The 24,472-nt window shown below is 46.4% G+C and carries 19 protein-coding genes and 3 tRNA genes; 17 read left to right on the top strand and 5 right to left on the bottom strand.

Annotated elements, in window-relative coordinates; all coding sequences use genetic code 11:
• Positions 1 to 5 precede the first annotated feature (5 nt).
• Positions 6 to 1,466 (top strand): transporter substrate-binding domain-containing diguanylate cyclase, encoded by a 1,461-nt coding sequence (locus CSH92_RS13895; RefSeq protein ID WP_100658255.1) that lies wholly within the window; start codon positions 6 to 8, stop codon positions 1,464 to 1,466.
• The gene (locus tag CSH92_RS13890) at positions 1,426 to 1,779 is read left to right on the top strand and encodes a hypothetical protein (protein WP_100658254.1); all 354 of its coding nucleotides are present in this window, start codon (positions 1,426 to 1,428) and stop codon (positions 1,777 to 1,779) included. Before CSH92_RS13895 ends, CSH92_RS13890 begins: the two co-directional genes overlap by 41 nt.
• Here the strand turns inward: CSH92_RS13890 and CSH92_RS13885 are convergent, their stop codons facing one another.
• The 3 genes from CSH92_RS13885 to CSH92_RS13875 form a co-directional block, all read right to left on the bottom strand.
• A complete protein-coding gene (locus CSH92_RS13885; protein WP_100658253.1) occupies positions 1,780 to 3,435 on the bottom strand; it encodes a DUF342 domain-containing protein in 1,656 nt (551 codons plus the stop codon).
• Positions 3,436 to 3,512: 77 nt separating this feature from the next.
• Positions 3,513 to 4,952 (bottom strand): exodeoxyribonuclease I, encoded by a 1,440-nt coding sequence (sbcB, locus tag CSH92_RS13880; RefSeq protein WP_100658252.1) that lies wholly within the window; start codon positions 4,950 to 4,952, stop codon positions 3,513 to 3,515.
• Positions 4,953 to 4,964: 12 nt separating this feature from the next.
• On the bottom strand, positions 4,965 to 6,569 hold the full coding sequence (locus CSH92_RS13875; RefSeq protein WP_100658454.1) for a response regulator: 1,605 nt from the start codon (positions 6,567 to 6,569) through the stop codon (positions 4,965 to 4,967).
• 328 nt (positions 6,570 to 6,897) lie between these two features.
• Here CSH92_RS13875 and CSH92_RS13870 point away from each other — a divergent pair, with 328 nt between their 5' ends.
• The 4 genes from CSH92_RS13870 (at position 6,898) to CSH92_RS13855 (ending at position 12,952) form a co-directional block, all read left to right on the top strand.
• Positions 6,898 to 7,929, top strand: a complete 1,032-nt coding sequence (locus CSH92_RS13870; RefSeq protein WP_100658251.1) for an isoaspartyl peptidase/L-asparaginase family protein — start codon at positions 6,898 to 6,900, stop codon at positions 7,927 to 7,929.
• 131 nt (positions 7,930 to 8,060) lie between these two features.
• On the top strand, positions 8,061 to 8,483 hold the full coding sequence (locus CSH92_RS13865) for a CBS domain-containing protein (RefSeq protein ID WP_100658250.1): 423 nt from the start codon (positions 8,061 to 8,063) through the stop codon (positions 8,481 to 8,483).
• 58 nt (positions 8,484 to 8,541) lie between these two features.
• Entirely contained in the window at positions 8,542 to 12,459 is a 3,918-nt protein-coding gene (hrpA, locus tag CSH92_RS13860; RefSeq protein ID WP_100658249.1) for an ATP-dependent RNA helicase HrpA, read from the top strand.
• Between the two features lie 190 nt (positions 12,460 to 12,649).
• Entirely contained in the window at positions 12,650 to 12,952 is a 303-nt protein-coding gene (locus CSH92_RS13855) for a PilZ domain-containing protein (protein ID WP_100658248.1), read from the top strand.
• A 15-nt stretch (positions 12,953 to 12,967) separates the two neighbouring features.
• On the opposite strand, the gene CSH92_RS13850 is transcribed toward CSH92_RS13855, so the two are convergent.
• Entirely contained in the window at positions 12,968 to 14,155 is a 1,188-nt protein-coding gene (locus tag CSH92_RS13850; RefSeq protein ID WP_100658247.1) for a class I SAM-dependent rRNA methyltransferase, read from the bottom strand.
• Positions 14,156 to 14,240: 85 nt separating this feature from the next.
• Between CSH92_RS13850 and CSH92_RS13845 the strand changes: the two genes are divergently transcribed.
• Positions 14,241 to 15,227 (top strand): NAD(P)H-quinone oxidoreductase, encoded by a 987-nt coding sequence (locus CSH92_RS13845; protein ID WP_100658246.1) that lies wholly within the window; start codon positions 14,241 to 14,243, stop codon positions 15,225 to 15,227.
• A gap of 10 nt (positions 15,228 to 15,237) precedes the next feature.
• On the opposite strand, the gene rnhA is transcribed toward CSH92_RS13845, so the two are convergent.
• Positions 15,238 to 15,699, bottom strand: coding sequence for a ribonuclease HI (gene rnhA / locus CSH92_RS13840; protein WP_100658245.1), 462 nt, complete (start codon positions 15,697 to 15,699; stop codon positions 15,238 to 15,240).
• A gap of 111 nt (positions 15,700 to 15,810) precedes the next feature.
• Here rnhA and dnaQ point away from each other — a divergent pair, with 111 nt between their 5' ends.
• From dnaQ to CSH92_RS13790, 10 genes are all read left to right on the top strand, one after another.
• Entirely contained in the window at positions 15,811 to 16,521 is a 711-nt protein-coding gene (gene dnaQ / locus CSH92_RS13835) for a DNA polymerase III subunit epsilon (RefSeq protein ID WP_100658244.1), read from the top strand.
• Between the two features lie 40 nt (positions 16,522 to 16,561).
• Positions 16,562 to 17,965 carry a TIGR03503 family protein gene (locus CSH92_RS13830; RefSeq protein ID WP_240612827.1) on the top strand — a complete coding sequence of 468 codons (1,404 nt, stop codon included), beginning with the start codon at positions 16,562 to 16,564 and terminating at the stop codon, positions 17,963 to 17,965.
• Between the two features lie 169 nt (positions 17,966 to 18,134).
• Positions 18,135 to 18,211: transfer RNA gene (locus CSH92_RS13825), tRNA-Asp, on the top strand.
• 24 nt (positions 18,212 to 18,235) lie between these two features.
• Positions 18,236 to 18,312 (top strand) — tRNA-Asp (locus CSH92_RS13820).
• Positions 18,313 to 18,333: 21 nt separating this feature from the next.
• A tRNA-Asp gene (locus tag CSH92_RS13815) sits at positions 18,334 to 18,410 on the top strand.
• A gap of 139 nt (positions 18,411 to 18,549) precedes the next feature.
• On the top strand, positions 18,550 to 18,942 hold the full coding sequence (locus CSH92_RS13810; RefSeq protein WP_100658243.1) for a M20/M25/M40 family metallo-hydrolase: 393 nt from the start codon (positions 18,550 to 18,552) through the stop codon (positions 18,940 to 18,942).
• Positions 18,943 to 19,153: 211 nt separating this feature from the next.
• Positions 19,154 to 20,299, top strand: coding sequence for a tyrosine-type recombinase/integrase (locus CSH92_RS13805; RefSeq protein ID WP_100643436.1), 1,146 nt, complete (start codon positions 19,154 to 19,156; stop codon positions 20,297 to 20,299).
• Entirely contained in the window at positions 20,296 to 21,951 is a 1,656-nt protein-coding gene (locus CSH92_RS13800) for a phage integrase SAM-like domain-containing protein (RefSeq protein WP_100658242.1), read from the top strand. The genes CSH92_RS13805 and CSH92_RS13800 overlap by 4 nt, the downstream gene beginning before the upstream one ends.
• On the top strand, positions 21,948 to 23,816 hold the full coding sequence (locus tag CSH92_RS13795; protein ID WP_100658241.1) for a tyrosine-type recombinase/integrase: 1,869 nt from the start codon (positions 21,948 to 21,950) through the stop codon (positions 23,814 to 23,816). The genes CSH92_RS13800 and CSH92_RS13795 overlap by 4 nt, the downstream gene beginning before the upstream one ends.
• Positions 23,809 to 24,228, top strand: coding sequence for a TetR family transcriptional regulator (locus CSH92_RS13790; protein WP_100658240.1), 420 nt, complete (start codon positions 23,809 to 23,811; stop codon positions 24,226 to 24,228). The genes CSH92_RS13795 and CSH92_RS13790 overlap by 8 nt, the downstream gene beginning before the upstream one ends.
• The last annotated feature ends 244 nt before the right edge of the window (positions 24,229 to 24,472 follow it).

The raw sequence follows: 24,472 nt of genomic DNA, 5'->3' as shown, positions 1-24,472 counted from the left end.
AGTTAATGAAAGAAAATTTAATTGTAGCGATTGTAACCGCCTTATGGCTATCGCTTCTCAGCCCCGCATTTGCCACGAGTGGTTCACAGTCTACTACGTTACGATATTGTGTGGATCCAAATTGGATGCCGTATGAAGCCATTCGCAATAATGTGCATATTGGGATTTCAGCGGATTATTTGCGTTTGTTAGAAGAATACTCTTCATTTCAATTTGATTTAGTCGCTACAGATAGTTGGACTCAAAGCTTAAGCTATATTGAAGAAGGAAAATGCGATCTCCTACCCATGCTAAATCGAACGCAGGGCAGGGAGCGCCTGCTGCTATTTTCTGAAACCTACTTTACTGCGTCCAACGTATTGGTGGCACCGGTTGGATCAACAGTAGTGCAAGGCTACGAAGCGATAACTGACCAATTGGTTGGTGTCGTTGAGGGGTATCGTCAAAGTGAATATTTGAGTCGCTATTACCCCCATATTGAGCAACGCCGATTCAACAATGAAGCTGAGGTATTGCAAGCTTTAGCCGATGATACAATCAGTTTAGCGGTGGGTTCGTTGCTGGCGGTGAATGCTTTGATCCAAAATAACGGACTAAACAACATTCAAGTTGTTGGTTTGGCACAGCCCCATGATCAGCTCCGCGTGGGTGTAGCGCGAAACTTAGCGCTAACTATTGGAGCAACCACGATTTCCGCAGAGCAAATTGTTGCGGAAATCGATGCGGCTATTGCAGCAATTCCCGAATCGGCTCATGTGAACATTTATCGGCAATGGAACAACGTTAAGTACATTGAGCATACAGACTACTATTTTTATGCTTGGCCGCTGGCCGTATTAATGATGGTCATTGTCGGTATGGTTTGGCGTTACCGCGTTGTTCACCAGTATACTCAGACATTGGCAATGAAAAACCAAGAGCTTGAGTGCTTGCAGAAAGCGTTATTAGAGAAAAACAAAAGCTTGGAGTTTCTTTCAATTCATGATCCGTTGACCACGTTATACAACCGCAATTTCATGTTGCAACGGGCTGAAGAGGCAATTAATACCTTCGAGCGATTTAAACAGCCGGTCAGTATAATCGTGATGGATGTGGATCACTTTAAAACCATTAACGACCGTTATGGGCATGGTGTGGGTGACCGCGTTCTAGTAGAACTAGCACAGTTAGCACAGCGCTGCCTGCGTGAAGTTGACTTAATTGCCCGCTGGGGAGGAGAAGAATTTTTGATTATGTGCATTAACAGTGATGAAGAGGCAGCGAAGGTGTTGGCTCAACGAATTACTGATGCACTACGAAAAGCCCCGCTGGCTTCGATACAAATACCATTAACCTGCAGTTTTGGCGTAGCCCAACTAAATGAAGGGGAAGACTTTTCCACGTGGTTCGATAATGCTGATCGTTGTATGTTCAGCGCAAAGCGTAATGGGCGTAATCAAATTATTGGATATCGAGATGGTTTATAAACAACACAGACATATTTTGCTTGGACTGTCGTTGTTTTTGTTGCTCGCTTGCCAACGCGAAGCTTTGCCGACCATTGGTCGCACGAACGGTGACTTTCCGATGTCCAAGTTATTAACACAACAAGACGACTGCTGGACTTTTTCGCAGCGCGTTTACTTTGACTCAAGTTTTGCCACGGGCATGAGTTTCAGCCCAGAGGATTGCCTCTCTAATGAACGCAAGATTGGGCGCAAAACGGTAGCTGAAATCGCACAGATGCATGTATCTCTGACCTATGATGGTCAATATTACATTATTAAAAATGGCTACTAATTATACCATCGGATCATAATGCCACTGATGGTCATCATACCTAACGACAGAACGAGCATACTCGCGCTCTGAGCGCCAAACACGGTTGTTTAGTTTAACGGATACCCCAGCATAAACACGTTTGAAGGCTTTTAGCATGATGCCATTGGTGTAATCATCTTTTGCTTGTTTCATTTCCAGGTTTTTTACTTCCAACCAGTTTAACAACTGCGCTTCGTTTTCAAACATTTCGATCGCCTCATCAACTTTCTTGCGCAGGCTTTTTGGGATCAATTTTGTTTTGATAAGCTCAATTTTGTCTTTGTGCTTGGAATTATTTTGACGTAGCTGTTTGAGGATTTCATCGAGTAAATCTTTGCGCTCCATCAGTTGATTGAAACCTTTGCTAAAATCGATCGCGAGATTACTCCCGGAGACAGCTCCTAAGGTGCCAGCCATTACCGCTTTCTGACCGACCACGTTGCAAGCAAACAGGTTACCATTCGGATTATCAATTTGGCCGACGATGATATCGCCTTTGCATTCTAAGCGGCTGTAGGCTACTTGGCGTCCTACCGTGATGTTTCCACCACACTTGATATCTAAACCTTGACCATGTTGCACGTGGATACTACCACTTGCCTTTAGTTCGCAGCTGAAATCACTGTGGTCGTCACTGGCTTTGCCCATAGCACCTTCAGTTATAACTATGTCACCACCGGCATGGATTGATGCAGATTCAACGAACCCATTGACGGTAATATCGCCAGTAGCAACAATCACCATTTTTTCGGTGACATCACCATTAACTAATACGGCACCATCGTAATTAATATTCCCCGTGCCCACGTTGACGCCCTGACAGATAAAGGTGTCGTCAACCGTCATAATGAAGTCTTGAAATTTGGGCATGCCAGAAATTGTGGCGACAACTAAGTTTTCATCATGATCACTAATGGCAGTGCCGTCACCCAGTTTAATGCTTTGCCATTCGCCAGTCTTAGCCTCTAACTTGTTGCCTTTAATATTAAAGCCAGAACGACCTTTCGATGGAGCCATACGACGCAGTACCTCGGTACCAGCTTTGACGCAAATAACTTCGCCTAAATTACGCATGTCTACACGCGAGGCTGACGATGTTTGTGGTCGAAGCACGCGTTCAAGGGCGTTTGGTACAAGCGGTTTGACGTGCGAAGAGCGGCCGTCGCGCGCCGGTAAGCCTTTCGCAATGATTTCTTCAACCACTTGGCCGGCTTTGGCTTCTTTGGCTTTACCAAGAGCAAGTCTGATGCGTTTTAACCCTAACCCGCGGGTGATCCCTTGGTTTTTGGCCATCTTAACGATTTGCTGTAAGCTTGGAATTTGACCGCCATAGGGAGCCGTGATCACTAGCGTTGCTGTCATCGCATCTTCTGGAATGCGAAAGTCAATTTCAGCATGTCGCTTTTCACCAATTTTAGCGGTTACTTTGTTGAAATCCTTGGACTTGAACAAATGGTTTGCCTTGTCGCAAGTGGTTTTAATCTCTGCTTCAGAAAGGTACAGTTTTGATAGCTCACTATTGTTAACAAAGGCTAATAGGGCTTTGGATTCTAGCTCTTTTTCAAACTCTGCAGGATTGAGGGTTAGCTCGACTGCATTGGCTTGCTCGTTGTAATTAAGTGAAACACCTTTCATTTGCACCAACCATTGAATTTACGTCGTTTTCTTATCGGCTAACAATCATTAAACCTTTACCATAGCATAGTCAACTGTTAAAGATTTTGCGCATAGTCTGCCAGCGCGCGTAATATGGCCATCTTGTTGCGATCATTTTCATATTCATGCGCGAGTTGTTCTAATTCCTGCATAAAGGACTCAATACTTAACCATCCCGGATGTTCACCGAGGACAAGTCGTGCTTGCCGGTGTGATTGCCACTGATTCATTTCCTCCACCGAAAGTGAAGTTGGATAATTGCGTGCGCGATAACGGAACAAGCGAGTTCGAAACTCTCGATTCGGTGCTTGTTCGGCGAGCAGCGCCAGTCCTTCTGGTGGCGTAGTAATGATCTGTTGGCACCATTGCTTCTGAGTATTGGTTAAGAAACTTTCTTGGTACAAGCTACAGTCTGGGTCAATTGTTTCAGCTGACATTTCGACATCAAACACATCGAGTAGCTTTTGCACCAATTCAGGTTGCGCCAAAATTTGCTGTAAGCGTTGTTTTGCCAAGGGAATGTCAATCTCTAAACTTTCCGCCCGCGTTTCGGTTAAGGTCGACAGCGGCGCGACAAAAGGACATCGATTAATCGCAATGGTCTTTAAGGCTGGCCGAGTTTGGTCATGCTCTAGTTCGTCGCCTTTGGTATAGAGTAATTCTCTGATTTCTGTACTCGAAAGTGAAAATAGGTTGTCTATTGGCTCGCACAAGTTAATGCAGATAACCGCATTTTTATTAGTTGGATGCAAGGCTATCGGAACCACGATAGCACAGCACCCATGCTTTGCTTTAAATCGCGAGCTGATATGAATAAGGGGTTGCTGGGCATGAACATTCAGGCGAGCTAGAACGGTATTTTTATTTCGTAAGCTGAATCCATAGTCATATAACTTGGGTTGTTGTTGTTTTATGAGTCGCGCTAATCCGATGGTTGCATTAACGTCCGATAATGCGTCATGGGCGCTGGTATGCTCGAGCTGATTTGCTTTAGCTAGGTCTTCTAATTTAAACGACGGGCTGCCATCGGCTTTCTTGGGCCATTCAATACCTTCCGGACGAAGTGCATAACATGCACGGACTAAGTCAATCAAATCCCAACGACTATTGCCATTTTGCCATTCGCGAGCGTAGGGGTCGTAAAAGTTTCGAAACAGTGAAAAGCGCGAGACTTCATCGTCAAATCGCAGACTATTGTATCCGACTACACAAGTGTTTGGTTTACTCAGCTCGGCATGCACCAGACGTATAAACTCAGCTTCACGATGACCATCACGTAGGCTTTGTTGGGGCGTAATCCCAGTGATCAAACAGGCTTGTGGGTGCGGTAAATAATCATTGGGGATTTGACAAAACCAGTTCAGTGGTTTGGCGTTTGGTTTGAGTTCAAGATCGGTTCGAATGGCGGCAAACTGACTCGGCCAATCTCTTTTTGGATCAGCACCCCAGGTTTCATAATCATGAAAGAGCAGGGTAGGTGTATGATTGGTGCTCAAACTAAATCCAAGTTAGTCTTCTGCGTTGAGGCCAAGTTGCTCGATATAGCTTTGGTGTTTCGTTGCTTGCGCAGCACCTAACTCCGCACTTTCTAATAGAGCATTCGCTTTCATGGCTTCTTGTAAATGTTCTGGTGATAAGCGTTCTGTTTTGGAAATATTGACCAACACCTTTAATAAACTCATCGCGACTTGTTTGTTTTGTGGGGAGAGTTTTAGCGCTTGTTTTAAGTTTTGGTACGCTGGTCCCATGCGGTTTTCTTTGTAGTTTACGGCAGCCATTTCTTTTAATTCTTTGGCAGTAAAACTGATTTCGCGGCGTTCTATGGATTCTTGTTTGAGATATTCATTGACTACGTTGCTGGAGAATGTGTCGCCAGCAATCTGCTTTCCAAGTCGATCGAGAATTGATAGTGACTTCTCTTTGTGCCCAAGTTCATGAAATGCTTTCATTTTATCGAGATTATCTTCTAGCGAAGCACGGTCATTAATCGAAACCTGCTCATCCATGATTTTTTCTGCGCCTTTTTTATCATCTCTAACGCATAATAGGCGAGCCTGCAGGACTGCGATTTGTTCATTATCCACCGCCATACTGCCACGCGTTTGCTTTAGCCGCTCAATATCGCGATCGGCACGCTGTAAGAATGGAATCGCTTCTTCTTTACTTAAACTGGTCGCTAAATCAATACCTGCACGCACAACATTGAGCATTAATTCAGGGGAATCATGAATTGAATTTTTGGCATATTTTGCCATGTTTTGCGTTGCTTGATATTGCCCCATTTTGTCATGATTCAAGCGCGCTAGATCCCATAACTTTTTATTGCGGTTGATGTTCCGTGGCGCTAGACGGCTCGCTTCTTTCATTTGCTCATATGCTTCCGCATATTGCTCATGTTCAATGTGATATTGGGCCAGTAAATCGTATGTGTTAAAACGTGTATCCTCGCGCTCGAGCATCTCTTCGATCAGGATATCCGCTTCTTCTTTCTTGTCCTGTTTAAGCAGGGCACGGGCGAGTCCTATAGAGACCCAGCCATACTTGTACTCTTGCAACAATTCATTGAAGTGACGCTCAGCTTCAGAAAATTCATGCAACCCTAAGAAGCAATCCCCGATAATGCGTTTAATCCGTGGATAAAGCTCTTTTAAACTGGGATCCAACAATTGCCGTTCGGCATGATAGATTGCAGCGGAAAAATCTTGATGGTCGAGGCAAAATAGGAGTTTGTGTAGTTTGCGACGGATCATCAATAGATAATTGAGTCGCTTTTCAACCTTCGCCCGGTCAAGTGGTTTTACCCAAAAATCATCAGGCTGCAACTCAATGATGCAATTAACCAACTCTTTGCTGGTTTCTGCGCTCAAGAAAACAACGGTTGTTTCTTTGTTGATATGCCCTTTGATTTTTAATTCTTCGTAAAGGTGAAACCCATCTTTGTCAGCATTGACATCGAAGGAAATCATTATGATATGAAATTGATGGTCTTCGCATAAACGCAGCGCATAAAAAGCGTTCTGAGCACTTTTTACATTGGTAATCCCAACTTCCTTGAATGCGTTCTTGATGTTGTCTTGCACCAGACTCTGGCCATCAATGATCAACGCACTCATTTCTTTGGGGTCAAGTGGCGCTGGTATCTTCTTCAATCCGTAATTCTACCTTAATTTACGTTTATGCTGGAGCTAGGATAAAGCGATGAAAATAGCGATAATTCAAGATAATAACGAGAATCGCTAGCGACGACAACCATTGAATTTTCTAGTTCCTGCAGGTTTTCTTAATCGTGCCAAATTGTCGCTACCAATCGCGCAATTTGTAATCAAGCTAACAGTGTTAAATTGCATAGAAAAGTTATCATTTTGTGCGTATGTTAGAAGCAAGTATAGATTAGCAGCTCAATGTTTCGAGCTAGTCTAAATTCGAATGGAGATATCTTTTATGTTACATGCGTTGCGTCCAATTCTGCTGGGTGGACTTACACTGATCATTAACTTATCTGTAGCGGCACATCCTGTACATGAAGTCGCAATTGCTATTCATGGCGGCGCTGGCACTATCACGCAAGCTGACCTAACTCCTGAACAAGACAGCGCTTATCGTGCCGCATTAGCGGGAGCATTAGACACTGGCTATGCGTTATTAAAAGCGGGAAAGCCCGGAGAAGATGCTGTAGTAGCGGCAATTCAGCTAATGGAGGAGTCGCCATTATTTAACGCAGGTGTTGGAGCTGTTTACACCTATGATGAGCGTCATGAGCTCGATGCCTCGATTATGCATGGTCTCATGCGTCAAGCTGGCGCAGTAGCTGCAGTCACTAACGTTAAAAGCCCAATTGCTGCAGCATTGGCGGTTATGCAACATTCTCCGCATGTAATGCTTACTGGTGAAGGCGCTGAACAATTTGCCAAAGAGCAGGGCTTAACCTTGGTGAACAATACATATTTTAATACTGAGCGTCGTTTGCAGGCGTTAAAAAAAGCAAAACTTGCTCTCACTCCCCAGGCTGGGATCCATATTGCGAGCGGAGCTGACTATAAGTTTGGAACCGTTGGAGTGGTGGTATTAGATAAGCAGGGAAATTTGGTTGCCGGCACTTCAACGGGGGGTATGACTGCCAAACGTTATGGACGCGTCGGAGATTCACCAATTATCGGCGCGGGCACCTTCGCTGACAACGCGAGCTGTGCGGTATCGGCAACGGGTCATGGCGAATACTTCATTCGCTACAACGTCGCGGCAGATATTTGCGCTCGTATGACATATCAAAACGTTAGTCTGCAACAAGCGGCTGATGCGGTTATCCATCAAGTACTAAAGCCGGCAGGCGGTGATGGTGGTGTTGTAGCGGTCGATAAGTACGGTAATGTCGCCATGCCGTTTAATACTGAAGGGATGTATCGCGCGAGTATTGATGCAATGGGAACACGTAAAATCGCGATTTATAAAGAAGATCAGAATTTAACTGATTGATGCGCAGACAAAAAATGTGGTCAAAAAGTAGTGGTTTGTTGAATAAGCATCTACGCTTAAAGTGTCTGCGATAAGTGTTTTAACTGTCGCTGCCGATAATAATAAATACGTTGTTAGAAACAGGAGTAGCAATGGAATCTTTATTGGTTTCAGATTACATGAATCGTCGCGCTGTTAAATTGACCATTGATATGCCTATTGCAGAAGCAGTGGAGCGATTGTTGACCAGCAAGCAGGCCGGTGGGCCTGTGGTTGATGGCGCGAATAAAGTCGTCGGTTTTTTATCTGAGCAGGATTGCTTAAGTAAAATGATTACATCGAGTTATTATCGCGAGCAAGTGTGTCGCGTTAAAGATGTCATGCAATCGGTGGTGCTGTCAGTGAAGCCGTATTCATCGGTGCTGGAATTAGCTGAAACAATGATAAAAGCGAAACCGAAAATTTACCCGGTGATTGATGATGATGGCTTTTTGTTAGGCAGTATTAGTCGTTCTGAAGTGTTGAATGCCATTGATGTGCAATTACGCGACGGATATAAAGCAAAAGCTAGCTAGCATTTTACGCTTCGTTCTTCTAGGATCGCGCACCTATTAAGTGATTAGCAGGTGCAGATTGAGTACACCCGATAATATCAGTATCAAACAAGCAGAGACTTTATTATCCCAGTCTCGCTTGGTTGATGCCTATCGACTCTCAAACGAATTCAAGCGTCTTCGCCGCACACTAGCGGCGCTAGAAGCCAAAGAGGTCGCGCAGGACAAGCAATGGCAAAAGTTTTGTCAGCGTTTGTCAAAGTCAGTATTCGCGGTTCAGCAGCGACAACAAGCAATCCCGACAATTAACTATCCTGACTTGCCGGTTAGCCGAGAAAAAGAGGCAATCCAAGCCGCTATAGCCAATCACCAAGTTGTGATTATTGCCGGTGAAACCGGTTCGGGTAAAACCACCCAGTTACCAAAAATGTGTCTTGAGATGGGGCTGGGCACACGCGGAATGATCGCACACACACAACCACGCCGCCTTGCAGCTCGCAGTGTTGCATCGCGCATCGCCGAGGAACTTAACTCACCTATCGGTGAGCATGTCGGATTCAAAATTCGGTTTTCCGATACTGTGAGTGACGCCAGTTATATCAAATTGATGACCGACGGGATGTTACTTGCAGAAATGCAAAACGATCGTTTCCTTAACCAATATGACGCGATAATTATCGATGAAGCGCATGAACGCAGTCTAAACATTGATTTCTTGCTGGGTTACCTCAAGCAGTTATTGGCAAAACGGCCTGAATTAAAACTAATCATCACCTCAGCAACAATTGATCCCGAGCGTTTCTCAAAGCACTTCAATGACGCTCCGATGCTTGAAATCAGTGGACGTACTTATCCTGTTGAGATTCGTTACCAGGAGGCCGCAGAAGACTCAGATATGCTTGACAACATAGTCTACGCGGTGGATGAACTGATGCGTGAACCGCCGGGTGATATTCTGATCTTTTTAAGTGGCGAACGTGACATTCGAGACGCCCAGGAAGCACTCGTAAAACAGCAGTATCGCAATACCGAAATTGTTCCGTTGTATGCACGCTTGAGCGCGAGTGAGCAAAACCGTATTTTTCAGTCGCATAGTGGTCGCCGAATTGTGTTGGCCACTAATGTGGCCGAAACTTCGCTTACCGTGCCTGGAATTAAGTATGTTGTCGATCCGGGGCTCGCACGTCTCTCGCGCTACAGTGCGCGCAGCAAAGTACAGCGACTTCCAATTGAAGCTATTTCACAAGCCTCAGCAAACCAACGTGCAGGGCGCTGTGGAAGGACTTCCGATGGGATCTGTATTCGACTTTACAGTGAAGAGGACTATCTCGGTCGTCCAGAGTTTACGGATCCGGAAATTCTGCGCACTAACCTAGCTTCGGTGATCTTGCAAATGTTGGCTTTGGGTTTGGGCGATATTAGTCGCTTTCCGTTTGTGCAAGCCCCAGATAGTCGCAATATCAAAGACGGATTTTTACTTCTTGAAGAATTACAAGCGATTGAAGACACACCAAAAGGACCAAGGCTCAGTCAGTTAGGGCATAAACTCAGTCGGCTACCGATTGACCCTCGTTACGCCAGAATGGTGCTTGCAGCAGGTGCGTTTGATGCGGTAAATGAAGTAATGATTATTGCCGCTGGATTATCTATTCAAGACCCCCGCGAGCGACCCCAAGATAAGCGGCAAAAAGCGGATGAAGCGCATAAACTCTTTTACGATGAAAGTTCTGACTTTGTCGCATTACTCAACTTGTGGTTAGCGTTTAAGACTGAACAAAAGACGCTGAGTAACAATCAATTACGTAAGTGGTGCAAAACCCATTTTATTAATTACCTGCGGATGCGCGAATGGCAAGATATTGTTAGTCAAATCAAACATTCACTGGTTAATATCGATCTGCGGATCAATTCAACGCCAGCTGACTATGACGCGATTCATCAAAGCATTGTTACCGGATTGCTTTCTCACATCGGGCAGCTTGATAAAGACAAAGCCTATAACGGTGCCCGCAACAGTAAATTTCAAATTTTCCCAGGCTCTGGTTTAGCCAAAAAATCCCCCAAGTGGGTGATGGCAGCAGAGTTGGTGGAAACATCGCGTCTTTTTGCTCGCGTGGTAGCAAAAATTCAACCGCAGTGGATTGAGCCACTGGCGCCACACTTAGTTAAATCCCATTACAGTGAGCCGCATTGGTCGAAGAAACGCGGCGCCGTGATGGCTAAACAACGTGTGACTATGTTGGGGTTACCGATCGTTGCCAATCGCACTGTTAACTACGGCAATATTGATCCGGTTGTTTCTCATGAGTTGTTTGTGCGCGAAGCATTGGTCAATGGGCATACCAACCTCAACTATGCGTTCTTGCGTGACAACCAGGCCTTGATTGATGATATTGACCAGCTTGAACAAAAAACACGCCGGCGGGATTTATTGGTGTCAGAGGACGAGCTGGTTGATTTCTATCAGCAACGCATACCGGAATACCTAGTCAGCGAGGCCAGTTTTAAAAAGTGGTACCGTCAGCAATCGGCGGATGCTGTCGACAAGCTACAATTTACCCGCGAGGCAGTTACGAAATCATTGTTAAACGCGGCAACTGTCGAACAATACCCTGAGTTTTGGCGCCAAGGCGATCTCGTATTGCCATTAAGTTATCAATTTGATCCAACGTCTCAAGAGGATGGGGTCAGCGTGTTGATCCCCTTGCCGCTGTTAAATCAAGTGCAGCCCGTGGGCTTTGACTGGCTCGTCGCCGGTTTACAAGCCGAGCTTGTGGTCGCTTTAATCAAAGGGCTGCCGAAACGTTGGCGGCGACACTTTGTGCCAGCCCCTGACTATGCCAATGCTGTTTTAGCCAAGTTCTCCGAATTGCAGATCAGGAACGAACAAGCATTAACTGTGGTGTTGAGTGAGCAATTAAAACGCATGAGTGGCGTGCAGATCGATGCCGAGCTGTTTAACGATGTCGAATTACCCACGCATTTGCGCATGCACTTCCAGGTTGTCGATACTAAAAATCAAGTGGTGGCAAAGGGCGATGACCTTGTAGCTCTGCAGCGTCAATTGCAAGGACAAGTGCAAGATACGTTAAATCACGCCGCCACACCAGAGTTTGAACGCAGTGGCTTAACGCAGTGGGATTTTGACCAGCTACCGGAAAAATTTTCCCGCAAGACAGGGCAATTTGAAGTACAAGCATACCCGGGACTAAGCGTAGGGAAGAGCGGTGTAGATATTCGTTTGTTCGATTCACGGCAGGAAGCGCAAAGCGCTCACAAAGCAGGATTGGCGGCGTTAGTTCAAGCCGTTATTCCGTCGCCAATTAAGCATTTACAGCAAAAGTTGCCGAATAAATCCAAACTAGGTCTGTATTTTAATCCTTTTGGTTCAATTGCCGCGCTTATCGATGATTGTGTCGAAGCCGCTATTAATGCAATGGTGGTTGACTTATTCAGCGCACCTGAACAGGTCAGAACTCAAGCACGGTTTGAGCAGTTGACCGAACACGCTAGAGCACAGATTAATGATGAAGTGCTGGCAATAGCGGTTCAGGTTGAGCAGGGTTTGGTGATTGCAGCTGGTGTGCAAAAACAATTAAAGGGTAAAATCGATTTTCAATTCGTCCATGCGCTAAATGATGTAAAAGGCCACCTGAATGCATTGGTTTACCCTGGTTTCGTTACTGATATTGGTATCCACCGACTAAAAGACTGGCAGCGCTATGTGCAAGCTTTGGCGCATCGGATTGACAAGCTTAAGGTTGATGTTAATCGTGACCGCATGCACATGTTGACGTTGGAAAAAGTAACTCAGCAATATCAGGCGGTACTGGAGCGTTTTAAGCGTCAACGTGATGTACCTGATGAGTTGTTAGAAACCCGTTGGTTACTCGAAGAGTTAAGGGTTTCTTTGTTCGCACAGCAACTTGGTACACGCGTTCCAATTTCTGCAAAGCGCGTTGAAAATCATTTAAAAAGCTTTTCCCTAGGATCGTGATAGGTTGGTATAGTCAGTTCGTTTGGGTTCGCATAAGCCGTAAATCAAAGCAATTTGTTGCCCTAATATAATCGCTATCGCTCGGCATTGACATTAGTTGCATAGCGGCCTATAACTTGTGAAGTGGTTATGGTCAATCAATACGTTTTGCCTAAAATGTCATGGTCAAAAACGTTCAGGAGATGCAGTAATGCTGGGATACGATGACAAGCGTAATTTTTTCCGAATGATGGTCAATTCACCTTGTGAGTTGGTGCTTGATGACGATGAGTCGAGCCGCACCATCCAAGCGATTTGTCGTGATATAAGTGCGACGGGCATGTCACTTGAAGTCGGAGAGTCTTCGATTGAACTTGGTACTAGTGTGTCCGTTTCGATTGAATCAACCAGCAGTCAAATACCTTCATTATCAGCGAAAGCAAAAGTTGTACGTTGTGTACCCGAAGGTGAGTCAAGCTGCGTTGTCGGGGTAGAAATCCTAGAAATGAAATAAGCACGCGGAGCGTGCTTAAAATACCTGACAAAGTAACCCTTTCAGGTAATAACCCTCAGGATAAGCGCCCGATGTTGCATGGTCTGGCGCTTGAGAAAGACGTTCAATAATCTTTATCTCTCGTTTGGCGTCCAACGCTGCATCCGCTACTATCTTTTGAAACAGATCCGCAGGCATTAGGCCTGAACAGCTGTAGGTAGCTAAATAACCGCCCGGTTTGACCGCATGGATGCCATATAAATTAATGTCTTTGTAGCCCCGTGCCGCTCGATTCAGGGTAGCCTTGCTATCAACAAATTTGGGTGGATCTAGAATGACAACATCAAACTGCACTGTGTTGGCGTTGAATTGTCGCAGTAAATCAAATACGTCCTGCTGCACGTATTGATTGCGGTCATCACCAAATCCGTTGATTTGCGCGTTGTATTTCGCTGTCGCTAGGGCGCTTTCTGAGACATCAACATGAGTAACGTGCTCAGCTCCAGCCTTGAGCGCATAACAGCCGAAAGTGCCGGTATAACTGAAACAGTTGAGTACCCGTTTATTTGCGCAATAGGATGCAGTAATTCTCCGATTGTCGCGCTGATCGAGATAGAAGCCCGTCTTGTGACCATGGACCAGATCCACACTGATCGCGACACCATTTTCTTCAATAGTAACAGCGTTGGGTAACGTACCCGCTAAGGTTGCTATGCGTTGCTCTAAGCCCTCCTTCTCGCGCACTGCAACGTCACTGCGTTCGTGGATGATGGCATCGGGGTAAAAGCGTTGAACTGCCCAAAGGATTTTATCGCGTTGCTTCTCGGCTCCGGCGGACAACAGCTGCAGAACCACTACATTGGCATATACATCAATGGTTACACCGGGCAACCCGTCTGATTCGCCAGCAACCAGCCGATAGGCGTTTGTCTGAGCTCGTTCAATTACGTCTTTTCGTTGCCAACGAGCTCGTTCAATTCGACGGCAGAAAAATGCATTGTCAACGCTTTCATTCTGATCAAATGTCCACACTCGAGCGCGGATCTGTGATTCAGGTGAGAAGGCTGCCCGCGCCAACCACTTTCCTTTGGTCGACACAATGTCGACGGTATCGCCAAGTTGGCAACGGCCTTTAACTTTGGCAACTGCGCCTGCAAACACCCAAGGGTGGTGACGGAGCAAAGATTTTTCACGATCCGGAGCAAGAACAATTGTTGCTGACATAATTTTCGTATTTAATCAAAAAACGTGAGTATATCCCAGATTGTCTGAAATGCGGTGAAAAACCGGTAACCAGGCGGAGAATTTTATGTCAATGACAATGCGATATGTTGCTTATGATCGCGCTCAACCAGAGAGGGCGTTGTGTGTAGAGAATATTGAAAAACCCACCCCCGGTGATGAGCAATTGCTGATAAAAGTAGCTGCTTTTGGGGTAAACCGCGCGGATCTTTTGCAACGTCAGGGCAAGTATCCTCCGCCGGCAGGGGAAAGTCATATATTGGGACTTGAGGTTAGTGGTGAAATTGTAGCGGCGGGCAAAGCAGCCAACGATTGGGTCATTGGTGATCGAGTATGCGGAATAGTCGCAGGTGGTGGTTATGCAGAGTATGCCGTGTTAGATAGTAAGCAAGCGATACCTATCCCAATGGGGATGGATATCCGAATAGCGGCTGGTTTACCTGAAGTGTTCCTAACCGCGTATCAAGCCCTTTTCACGCTGGCTAAGCTAAAATCAAATGAACGGGTATTGATCCATGCAGGGGCAAGTGGTGTTGGCTTAGCTGCAATTCAATTAGCTCGACGCAACGGTTGTGAGGTTGCCGTTACAGCATCTAATGACGAAAAGCTCGAGCAATGCATGCATGCCGGGGCTAAGCACCTAATAAATTATAATTACCATGATTTTGCCATTCGGCTCAAACAGTTGGGTTGGCGGCCCGATGTTATAGTGGATGTAGTTGCGGGTGATTATGTGCAACGCAATGTAGATATATTGGCGCTCGATGGGCGTATGGTTTATTTAGCAATGCTTGGCGGGCGAAATGCAAACTTGGATATGGCCAAAGTTTTAGCTAAGCGGATTACCCTTGTTGGCTCTACTTTACGCAATCGGAGTGCGGATTATAAACGAGCCCTAGTAACTGCCTTTTGTGCAGACTGCCATTTAGCATTTGATAATGGGCAATTAAGCGTACCAGTAGACAGTATTTTGCCCGTAGCCGAGGTGAATGTCGCCCATAACAAGCTTAGCCAAAACCAAAGTAAGGGAAAATTTATCCTGTATTGGGACTAACTTGATATAGTTATTCTTCGAATCCGCTATCGACGATACGGTTGTTGGATTCAGCAGCCGCACGAGCGAGTTCATCACAGCGTTCATTCTCGGGATGACCTGAGTGTCCTTTGACCCAATGCCAATTGACCTTATGTTTCCCAATTGCGGCATCTAACTGTTGCCATAAATCGACGTTTTTAACCGCCTTTTTGGCCGCGGTTTTCCAGCCGTTTTTCTTCCAATTATGGATCCACTGATTGATGCCATTTTTAACGTATTGACTGTCTGTAGTTAGCTCGACTTGGCAGCCTTCATTTAAAGCGTTTAAACCCACGATAGTGGCGAGCAACTCCATGCGATTATTGGTGGTATGGTTATATCCTTGGCTAAGTTCTTTACGAAATTGATTAAATATGAGTACAACACCATAGCCGCCAGGGCCTGGATTGCCCAAGCATGAACCATCAGTATACAGCTGCACTTTTTTCATTCAGTGGCAATCCTTTCAAGTTTTTTGTGGAAATGTGGATCTTCTGCGTGGAGTCACGTTCGGTGTTGAGTATACTATCGCAAATAGAATAAAAAAGTAGAGTGATATCCCATGCGTCAAATCGTACTGGATACTGAAACAACCGGTATCGATCCCAAACAAGGCCACCGTATTATTGAGATTGGCTGTGTTGAATTGGTGGATAGAAAACTGACCGGTAATCACTTTCATGTATATATCAATCCTGAACGTGACATTGAGCAGGAAGCAATTGATGTGCACGGCATTACCAATGAGTTCCTGCAAGACAAACCGCGCTTTGAAGATGTAGCCAAAGACTTTGTGGCATTTATCGAAGGGGCCGAGTTGATTATTCATAACGCCCCTTTTGACGTTGGCTTCATGGATTGGGAATTCGCGATGACACCCAGTGTTACCGAGATTCGTACCGCAAATATCTGTTCAGTGTTGGACAGTTTAGTGCTGGCACGTCAGATGCACCCCGGCGCTAAAAATAATCTCGACGCATTATGTAAACGTTATGGGATAGATAACAGCCACCGCACACTCCACGGTGCATTGCTTGATGCAGAGATACTCGCTGATGTTTATCTGATGATGACCGGTGGTCAGAAGGCGCTTAATCTTGCCAATCAGAATAGCCAAGGTGCTGATGGAGAAACACTCGAAGGACGCCGGCCAATAGACCGCAGTGGATTGAAACTTAAGGTTATTCGAGCTTCTGCCGATGAATTAGCTAAGCATGAATCGCGCTTAGACATTGTTGAAAAACAATCTGGCCAGTGTCTGTGGCGCCAGTAGACGATAGGACAATCGATTGACTCGCAAATGGTGTAAACGAATGAGCAAGGCTTTTTTGCACGCCATTATTGCGACTGCGCTATTTATTGCGTGTATGTCGTATGCACAACAGCCTCCCACAGCCCAAGATGAATCAGCGCAGACAACTAGCCAGCCTTCACCGTTAACGGCCCTCGGTGGTGAGTATCACAATAGCATTAAGTTATTACAAAATCGTTTTCGCATCGATTACGAAGTCGATGAAATTACCTTAGTGTTTTTTCGCGAATTTGGCTCAGCACCCGTAGTCTTGGTGCGCCCTGATGGGTCAAAAATATTTTCTACGCAGGCCGACGGTGAAAATGTGTTTTGGTACGATGCCAATACCTATGACATGATCAGCATTAAGAATCCGGTGCCCGGGCCCTGGCAAGCGGTTGGTCAGATATTGCCTAATAGCCGAGTTATGGTTTTGTCGGATATTCGTTTACACGCTGAGCCCTTACCCCCAATGATTTTCTCGGGCGAGATCCTAAAACAAACGGCGTACCTTACCAACGGTGAAGAACCGATTAATTACAGCGAATTTCGTGATGTAGTTGAGCTAACCATCGAGTTAACCAGTACCAACAACCCTAATTACAACAATTTTGGTGCCAGCAGTGAGTTGGTTGCTACCTTTGTTGATAATGGGTTAGGCATGGATGAGGCACCGCTGGACGGCACATTTACCGGCCAATTCAACCTTGCAATCGCCGCAGGAGAGTGGCAACCCGTGTTCAGAGTGAGCACTCCGATGTTTACTCGTGAGCAAATCGATGAGCCAATTATATTACACCCTAACCCGATTATTATTGATGTAGCATTGGACGATGCGGGAGAGGGGTACCATAAGCTTTTAATCGATGCTGAGCGTGATCTGGTTGACATTTCTTCGTTGCTCATTGATGGAAAAATACGCTTTCCCAATGGCGATATTCAAAATTTTTCTTTGACCGAACTTAACAGTAACGTGCGAGAGCATTTGATTGTCAATTATGGCGATGGGGTTTTCCGCGTTAAGTTGACGGCCTATGGTAAAACAGCTAATGGGCGAGATTTCATTTTAGATGTTCCCGAATATACTTTTGTGGTTCAAGCTCCGCCACCAGAACCGGTGAATATGCCGGAAGCTCCAACAGAAAGTGCGGTTAGTGAAGACAACAGCTCGGTGCTGCCGGAAGTTGATATACAACCTGAACCGCCGGTCGAAGAAAGTGTAGATGTCGTGTTTTGGGTGTTAGTGATTAACGGTAGCATTATCTTTTTGGGTTTAGTTGGGGTTGGCGTTTATTTGTGGCTACAGCGTCCAGCTAAAGTAACATCGTCCAAAAGCACAGACTCCTCTGATGAGGCTGCGGCGACCAACGATACCGCTTCCGCGCCATCTTTACTGCAAAGAATAAAGGGCTTATTACCGTTTTAACTTAACTTTAATTCGGTTTTTGATGGTTTATCAACCAATTGCTCTTTTCCCGCGGTTTTTACCTCAAAAAACCGTTGACTCATTGGGGTGTAACCCGTATCATCTGCGCCGCAATGAGGGAAGGGGGTCATGCTTGATCTTTCAACTTGTTGTTTTTATTGATGATTGTGGAGCGGTAGTTCAGTTGGTTAGAATACCGGCCTGTCACGCCGGGGGTCGCGGGTTCGAGTCCCGTCCGCTCCGCCACTGTCAATACATCAAATAATCGCCGGAGCGGTAGTTCAGTTGGTTAGAATACCGGCCTGTCACGCCGGGGGTCGCGGGTTCGAGTCCCGTCCGCTCCGCCATTATTTGATATCCCCTGATGCGGAGTGGTAGTTCAGTTGGTTAGAATACCGGCCTGTCACGCCGGGGGTCGCGGGTTCGAGTCCCGTCCACTCCGCCATTTTCTTTGTCTAGTCTTCCTACTTTTAGTTTTAAATGCGCATTGTGCGGTGTTGTCACAGTTTTGTCGTGTGATTGTCATTGATCCGTCATTTGCTAATGCCACGATTTATCGGTGTTTTATCGACTCTTAAATCGCCATGCCAATAAAACTTGTTTCAGCAGTTACTAGCGCTCATCCAGCGCTGACTATCGCTAAGAACTTACTCCAATTACCGTCGATTACACCCAACGATGCTGGTTGCCAAGTCTATATTCAACAGCGCTTAAGTGCGTTGGGTTTTGTGTGTGACACACTCAGAGTAAATGGGGTAACTAATATGATTGCTAAGATTGGTAATGGTAATCGCCACCTCGCATTTAATGGGCATACTGATGTAGTTCCGCCTGGCCCATTAAAGTTATGGGATTACCCTCCGTTCGCCGCAAAAACATTCAATGGTTATCTCTATGGTCGTGGCGCAGCTGATATGAAATATCCCCGTCAATATGCAACAAGCATATTGACTAATACCCCCTCCCGTATATACTGAGCAAATATACAGTGATTATATGTTTGTTATTGTTGTTGGGTTGTGTGTTTGTGGAGAATTAGTGTGTGTCTGTTTTGGTAGAAGTTGTGGGTAACTGCCCAAGCAGTTATCCATCAGCTTATACGAAACAGTCCACACGGTGAGCGAAGCGAAAATTCCCACAATCCACAACTGCTTTATTTCTTTTTGGTTCTTTTTCTTTAGGTTAATAATGGATCTCGTCACTAGCACGGAAGACTTTAAAATAAAGGGGATAAGCTGCCCTGACTTTCCCATTTTAGTCGACAAGGATGGCGAGATATTCATGTATGCGGTAGAGTTTCTGGTCTATCACTGCTTGAAACGCGGCAGCGTGCAAAGCGTGCATAGCTGGAAGACGTATGGGCAGGACTTATATGATTTCTTTGGGTTTTGTGAAGGGAATAGTATTGACTGGCGAGAAGTTCGCTGTCGCCAAGATGAAACCATACTGGCTGTTTATCGTGACGCATCAATGAAGTATTTTGGAGCAGCGGCGAGCACCATTAACCGACGTTTACGCTTTCTCATTAAGTTTTATCACTACGCTTATAACCGTGGATGGGTGAATACGCTTCCCTATGAGCTTGAGGCGGTCTTGGTGAGAAAGCCCAAAGGGTTCTTAGCTCATACCGACACATCAGGTGGTGTTAAAGTGCGTCCTGATATCATGCTTAAGCAAAAGAGAACGAAGCTTAGAGTCCTCAATGGTGAACAGGCGACCCAATTACTAAGCGCTATTAAGAACAAGACGCTCAAGCTCATGGTCAGGCTAGGGTTGCTTACCGGACTGCGTAAAGCCGAAATCCTAACCTTCCCATTGTCTTATGTGGTTAATCCACAAAACCTGACTAATCGAAGCCACATCAAGGTATCGCTTAACCCTCAAGAGATGCAAATAAAGGGCAGCAACCCACGCAATATTATGGTGCCTGTAAGCCTCATGTCCGATTTGTGGGATTACGTCCTTCACGAGCGACACCAATTACTTGACGGTCAGGATGAGCCAACCGACAGGCTGTTTGTGACGCGTGACGGCCAGGCATGGAGCCTGAAATCTAAATCATTTAACAACCAGCTTGATGCGCTTACACTGCCTTTTCCCGCTCACCCACACATCTTGAGGCATACATTCGCTACCAACACTTTAAAGTGCTTAGAGGAGCGCAAAAGCGAAGGGACGTTCGGTGGCAATCCACTGATGACAGTGCAGTCATTGCTTGGTCACGCCAGCATTAATACTACCATGCAATACCTGCACTTCCTGCATGAGCTGGAAGATGATTTATCCACCGAATACCAACGCGAAATCGAAGCGCTATGCGAGGCCGTGACATGAGTAAAAAGCAGTTTAACGTCATTACTGATGATAAGATTGACGATGCTAAACGCCCCTCTGAATCAAAAGGCATTAACACCGACAAGCATAGTGTAAGCACCAATGTTGCCCCGAAAACGCCGGCCACCATGAAGGTTCACTTTCCCGAGAACCCTAGTAGTGTTAGAGCCTTCGACTTTGCGCCTTATTATGGACAAGGCTTTGATGCGATTACCACGCTATGTCAGGCGACTATCGAGAAACTCATCCAGCAGAGTGCCGATACCCAACAGGCTGCCATCGCTGTCACAACGATAACGAACTATTGTCGTATCGGCCTTAAACCCTTCTTCGAGTTTTTAACGCTGTGGCACGCTGGTGCGAAACGTGATTTACAGCCTGTCGATATCACACCTGAATTGATTGAAGAGTTTATCCATCACCTGAGAGCGTCGGATATCGGATATACAAGCCAGAAAAATTATTACACAGCCACCAAAGCCACACTGACTGCGTCGCACACGCAGGGCTATTTACCGCACGCAGATATTAAGCGCTTATTCCCGAAAAACCCCTTTCCCAATTCCAATCGCAAAACTAAAGGACAAAGGCCATTAACACAAGCAGAAACCAAACAGCTGGTGTTAGCGCTGAAAATGGAGATGACACGCATTCTGGCAGGCAACGCGCCGCTCGATAGCTTTGATTTAATGGTCTGCGTGCTGGGTATCGGTATGGTCACCGGGATGAATCCCATACCTGTATTATCGTTGCCGACAGACTGCATCCAGCCACACCCACTTAAACATAATCTGCGATTGCTCGTGGCCTTCAAGCGCCGAGGCAATGCCACGCAAGTGGTATCACTTCGCCAGTTTCAGGACATAGCATTACTTCGCAGCGTTAAGCTCAATGCTGCCAATACCATTGAGATGATTATTGAGCGCAACGCCGTCCTTCGTCAGCAATACCAAGACCCGATGCAGTTGTTGGTGTATCAGAATAAACGAGGCACGCACCATAGCGCTATCACGGCCTTAACCACAAATAATTTGAAGAAAAATATCAACACCCTGATTAACAAACATCAATTGACCGATGACGACGGGAAACCGATGCGCCTCAACATGATGCGGCTGCGCAAAACCTTCGTGAATCGCATTTGGGAGTTATCAGGGCAGGACCCGCTCATTGCAGCACGCTATGGCAAGCACACCCCTGAAACCAGTCAGCGGGATTACATGGTCGCTCCACCCGAGGCGGAAACGAACATGCGCTTTATCGGAGAGGCGCGCATTGAAGAGTTGCGCGTCAGCTATGGCCCCAAAGAGAACACTCCGATATCTGGCTGCAAAGACAGTAAATACGGGCATCGCGCCCTCAAAGACGGTTCAGTGTGCACAGAAACGCTTGATTGCTTTCGCTGCAAAAGCTTTGTGGTCACCGAAGAGGATTTATACCGCCTGTTCAGCTTTTATTGGGCGGCAGTGAGGGAGCGTGACAGCTTCGGTATCAAGAACTGGAACAAATACCTTCGCCATATCATTCGCATCATTGATGAGGACATCGCCCCACAGTTTGATGGCGAAAAAGTGACGGCGGCGCGGGAAAAAGCCAAAACCACACCCCATCCCTTCTGGCGCGATTTAACGATGGTGAGGATGGCACGATGAGCAATCGGGTCACCCAAGAGGTTATCTTTGCCGATAAAAACCGTCTCAGAGATGACCTGCGTACCCGTAATGGTCTGCATGGTGTTATCACCTATTTAAAGCTTGATAATGGTCAGTACCACGTACTCTCGCGGTATGAGCAGGATGAGTGGACACTGCCAGGGCATTGGTTTCCAAACGAGGTATCTGAGAACCAAAAAACACTTAACTTCGGACGCATCAACATCCCTGCCTTGCGTGATGCCGCAAAAGTCGTGATGGCGCGACTGCTGTGGGGGGATAACGCGATAAGCGGCAAGCGTCGAGGGGGGACACTTAGTAAACGCTTTAATGATATTATCTTATGGCTAAACTGGCTACCAACACTCGGCGTAACCGAGCTATCTGCGGTTACGCCACTTGTTGCCATGCAGTATGTTACGCATGTGAAATCCTTAACCTCCAATCGGGGTAAACGCAAAGGTAAGCCTCTTGCGCTCGACACAATGAGTCAACGATTCTTGGCAGTGGAGGCGTGCTACCAACAACTTCGTGACACCCAATACGGGTTTGCGCATCCGTGGCCGGAATCCAGCGCTGGCGCGTTATCGGGATTCAAAAGTGCGGGCAAAGCCAAAACCGAGATTATTCCCGATGAGGTATTGGCACCGCTGTTTCAATACAGTGAATCGATGTTACACCGTGCACCAGAATTATTGCGTTTACAGGGTCTGCTGTCAGAGTTTGTGCCGACCAGTAAGCATCAAAACGCTCAAAGCACAAAGCGCACCCAATACCTTAAACAGCACGGCTGGGCGTCAGGTGGCAATGAGTTTAATCAATCCATAAAAGCGCTTCGGGATAGCTGCCTGTTTATTATCCTGATGACCACCGGTATTCGTGTCCATGAGCTATGCAATCTCACGCGGGGTAACTGGTATTCTGAAGTCAGAGACGGTGAGCGGTTTTACTTTTTAGGCTCCAGGTCAGAAAAAACCGATGCAGGCGATACGCACTGGCTGTGCCCTGAAATCGCGATTGAAGCATTTAAAGTGTTAAGCGACCTGATGTTACCGATGCAGCAACTGCTTGAACAGCAGCTTGAAGCGGCGCGTCAGGCAGATGATGCGCAGGAAGTAGCGCGGTTACTGCGCGGCTCTGACTCTGTCGTGCTGGGTAAGACCTCGCATCAGAACAACAAAGTCGATGTGCTCAGTGGGGCTAGTATCAATATAGGTTTACAGAAACTCGCGGATTCGCTTGGCCTTGATATTAAGCTTACCTCGCACCGATTCAGACGCACCTTTGCCAGTTATGTGGTGCATCACAAATTAGGGGATTTACGCTATCTGCGTGACCACTTTAAGCACTGGAGCCTGGAAATGACGGTGCTATATGCTATGAATGAGCAGCAGGACTTAGAGCTGTACGACGAGATATATGCTGCCTTCGATGATGAACGTCAGGGAATAATCGGGCACTGGCTGGAGCCGGACACGCCGCTGTCAGGTGGGCTTGCCAATCAGATACGCAACCTTCGTGACAAGGCGACGCCAACACGAACCTATCAGTCTCGTACAGACATGATCCGTCATATCTCAGAGCAGATTTACCTTCGCTCCACGGGGCTGGCATGGTGCACCAACGATGACGGCTCCTGCGCAGGCGGGCGCTGTGAAGAATGCGAGCACGGCATCATTGATGACAAGAAACAGGCCTTCTGGGAAGGTGTCTACGCGCAGCAAATCGAACTAAGGTTAATTGATGATTTAGGTGATGCGGGTCAGCGCACCGTAGATAAAGCCATTGTTCGCTGCGAAAAGGTGCTGACGGACCTTGGCGCAGATATCGAAGCAATCAAACAGCGAGTCAAATCCAATGGCTAAATCAGCTCCACGTAACCGCGAGAAAACCCATAATAAGATACGCATGGCGATTGTCAGGCTTGAGCAGGGCCGACCTAATGTCGTCAAGCCGGAGCGCAAGATGTCCGTTGCCGCCGTCGCAGAAGAGGCCGGTGTCAGTCGCACGCTTATTATGAATCAATATCCCGATTTGCTTGAGCGTATTCGTGGCGGCGCGAACAAACATATTCAAAAGCAGCGTGACGAGAAGCATGAAGCGCTTAAAAAAGAGCGAGAAAAGAATCGAGAGCTTAGAAGTACGCTGGCTGACGTGATGCAAAAATATCAAGTCATGGTATCTAGAAACGCAACGCTTGAAATGGAAAATCGACGGTTAACAGGCATTGTGGAAAACGAGAATGTGACAGTGTTTAGAGGGAAAATTAAAAACTGAAGTGAAACCAATGCCGACCTATAGCAGTTCTATCAGCTGATTTAGATATAGTGCTTTGTGTCACTTACGGAAGCTGGAAGCAGTCTCTCTGTGCGATCACTTTGTACGTAAAGCCGACAAAGATAAAACTCTTTGAAGAAAAGCAGATAGCGCAAAGCGGACGCTTATGAACCGGAATGAGTGCACCCGAAAGCAGACACTGGTTTATGGATGCTAGTTTAGTATAAGTCGGAGAATACTTCTG

This window comes from Neoalteromonas flava (genome assembly GCF_002807685.1).
Classification (GTDB): domain Bacteria; phylum Pseudomonadota; class Gammaproteobacteria; order Enterobacterales; family Alteromonadaceae; genus Alteromonas_E; species Alteromonas_E flava.
The sequence above is the reverse complement of the archived record's forward strand: the minus strand, read 5'-3'. Positions and strand labels throughout refer to the sequence as shown.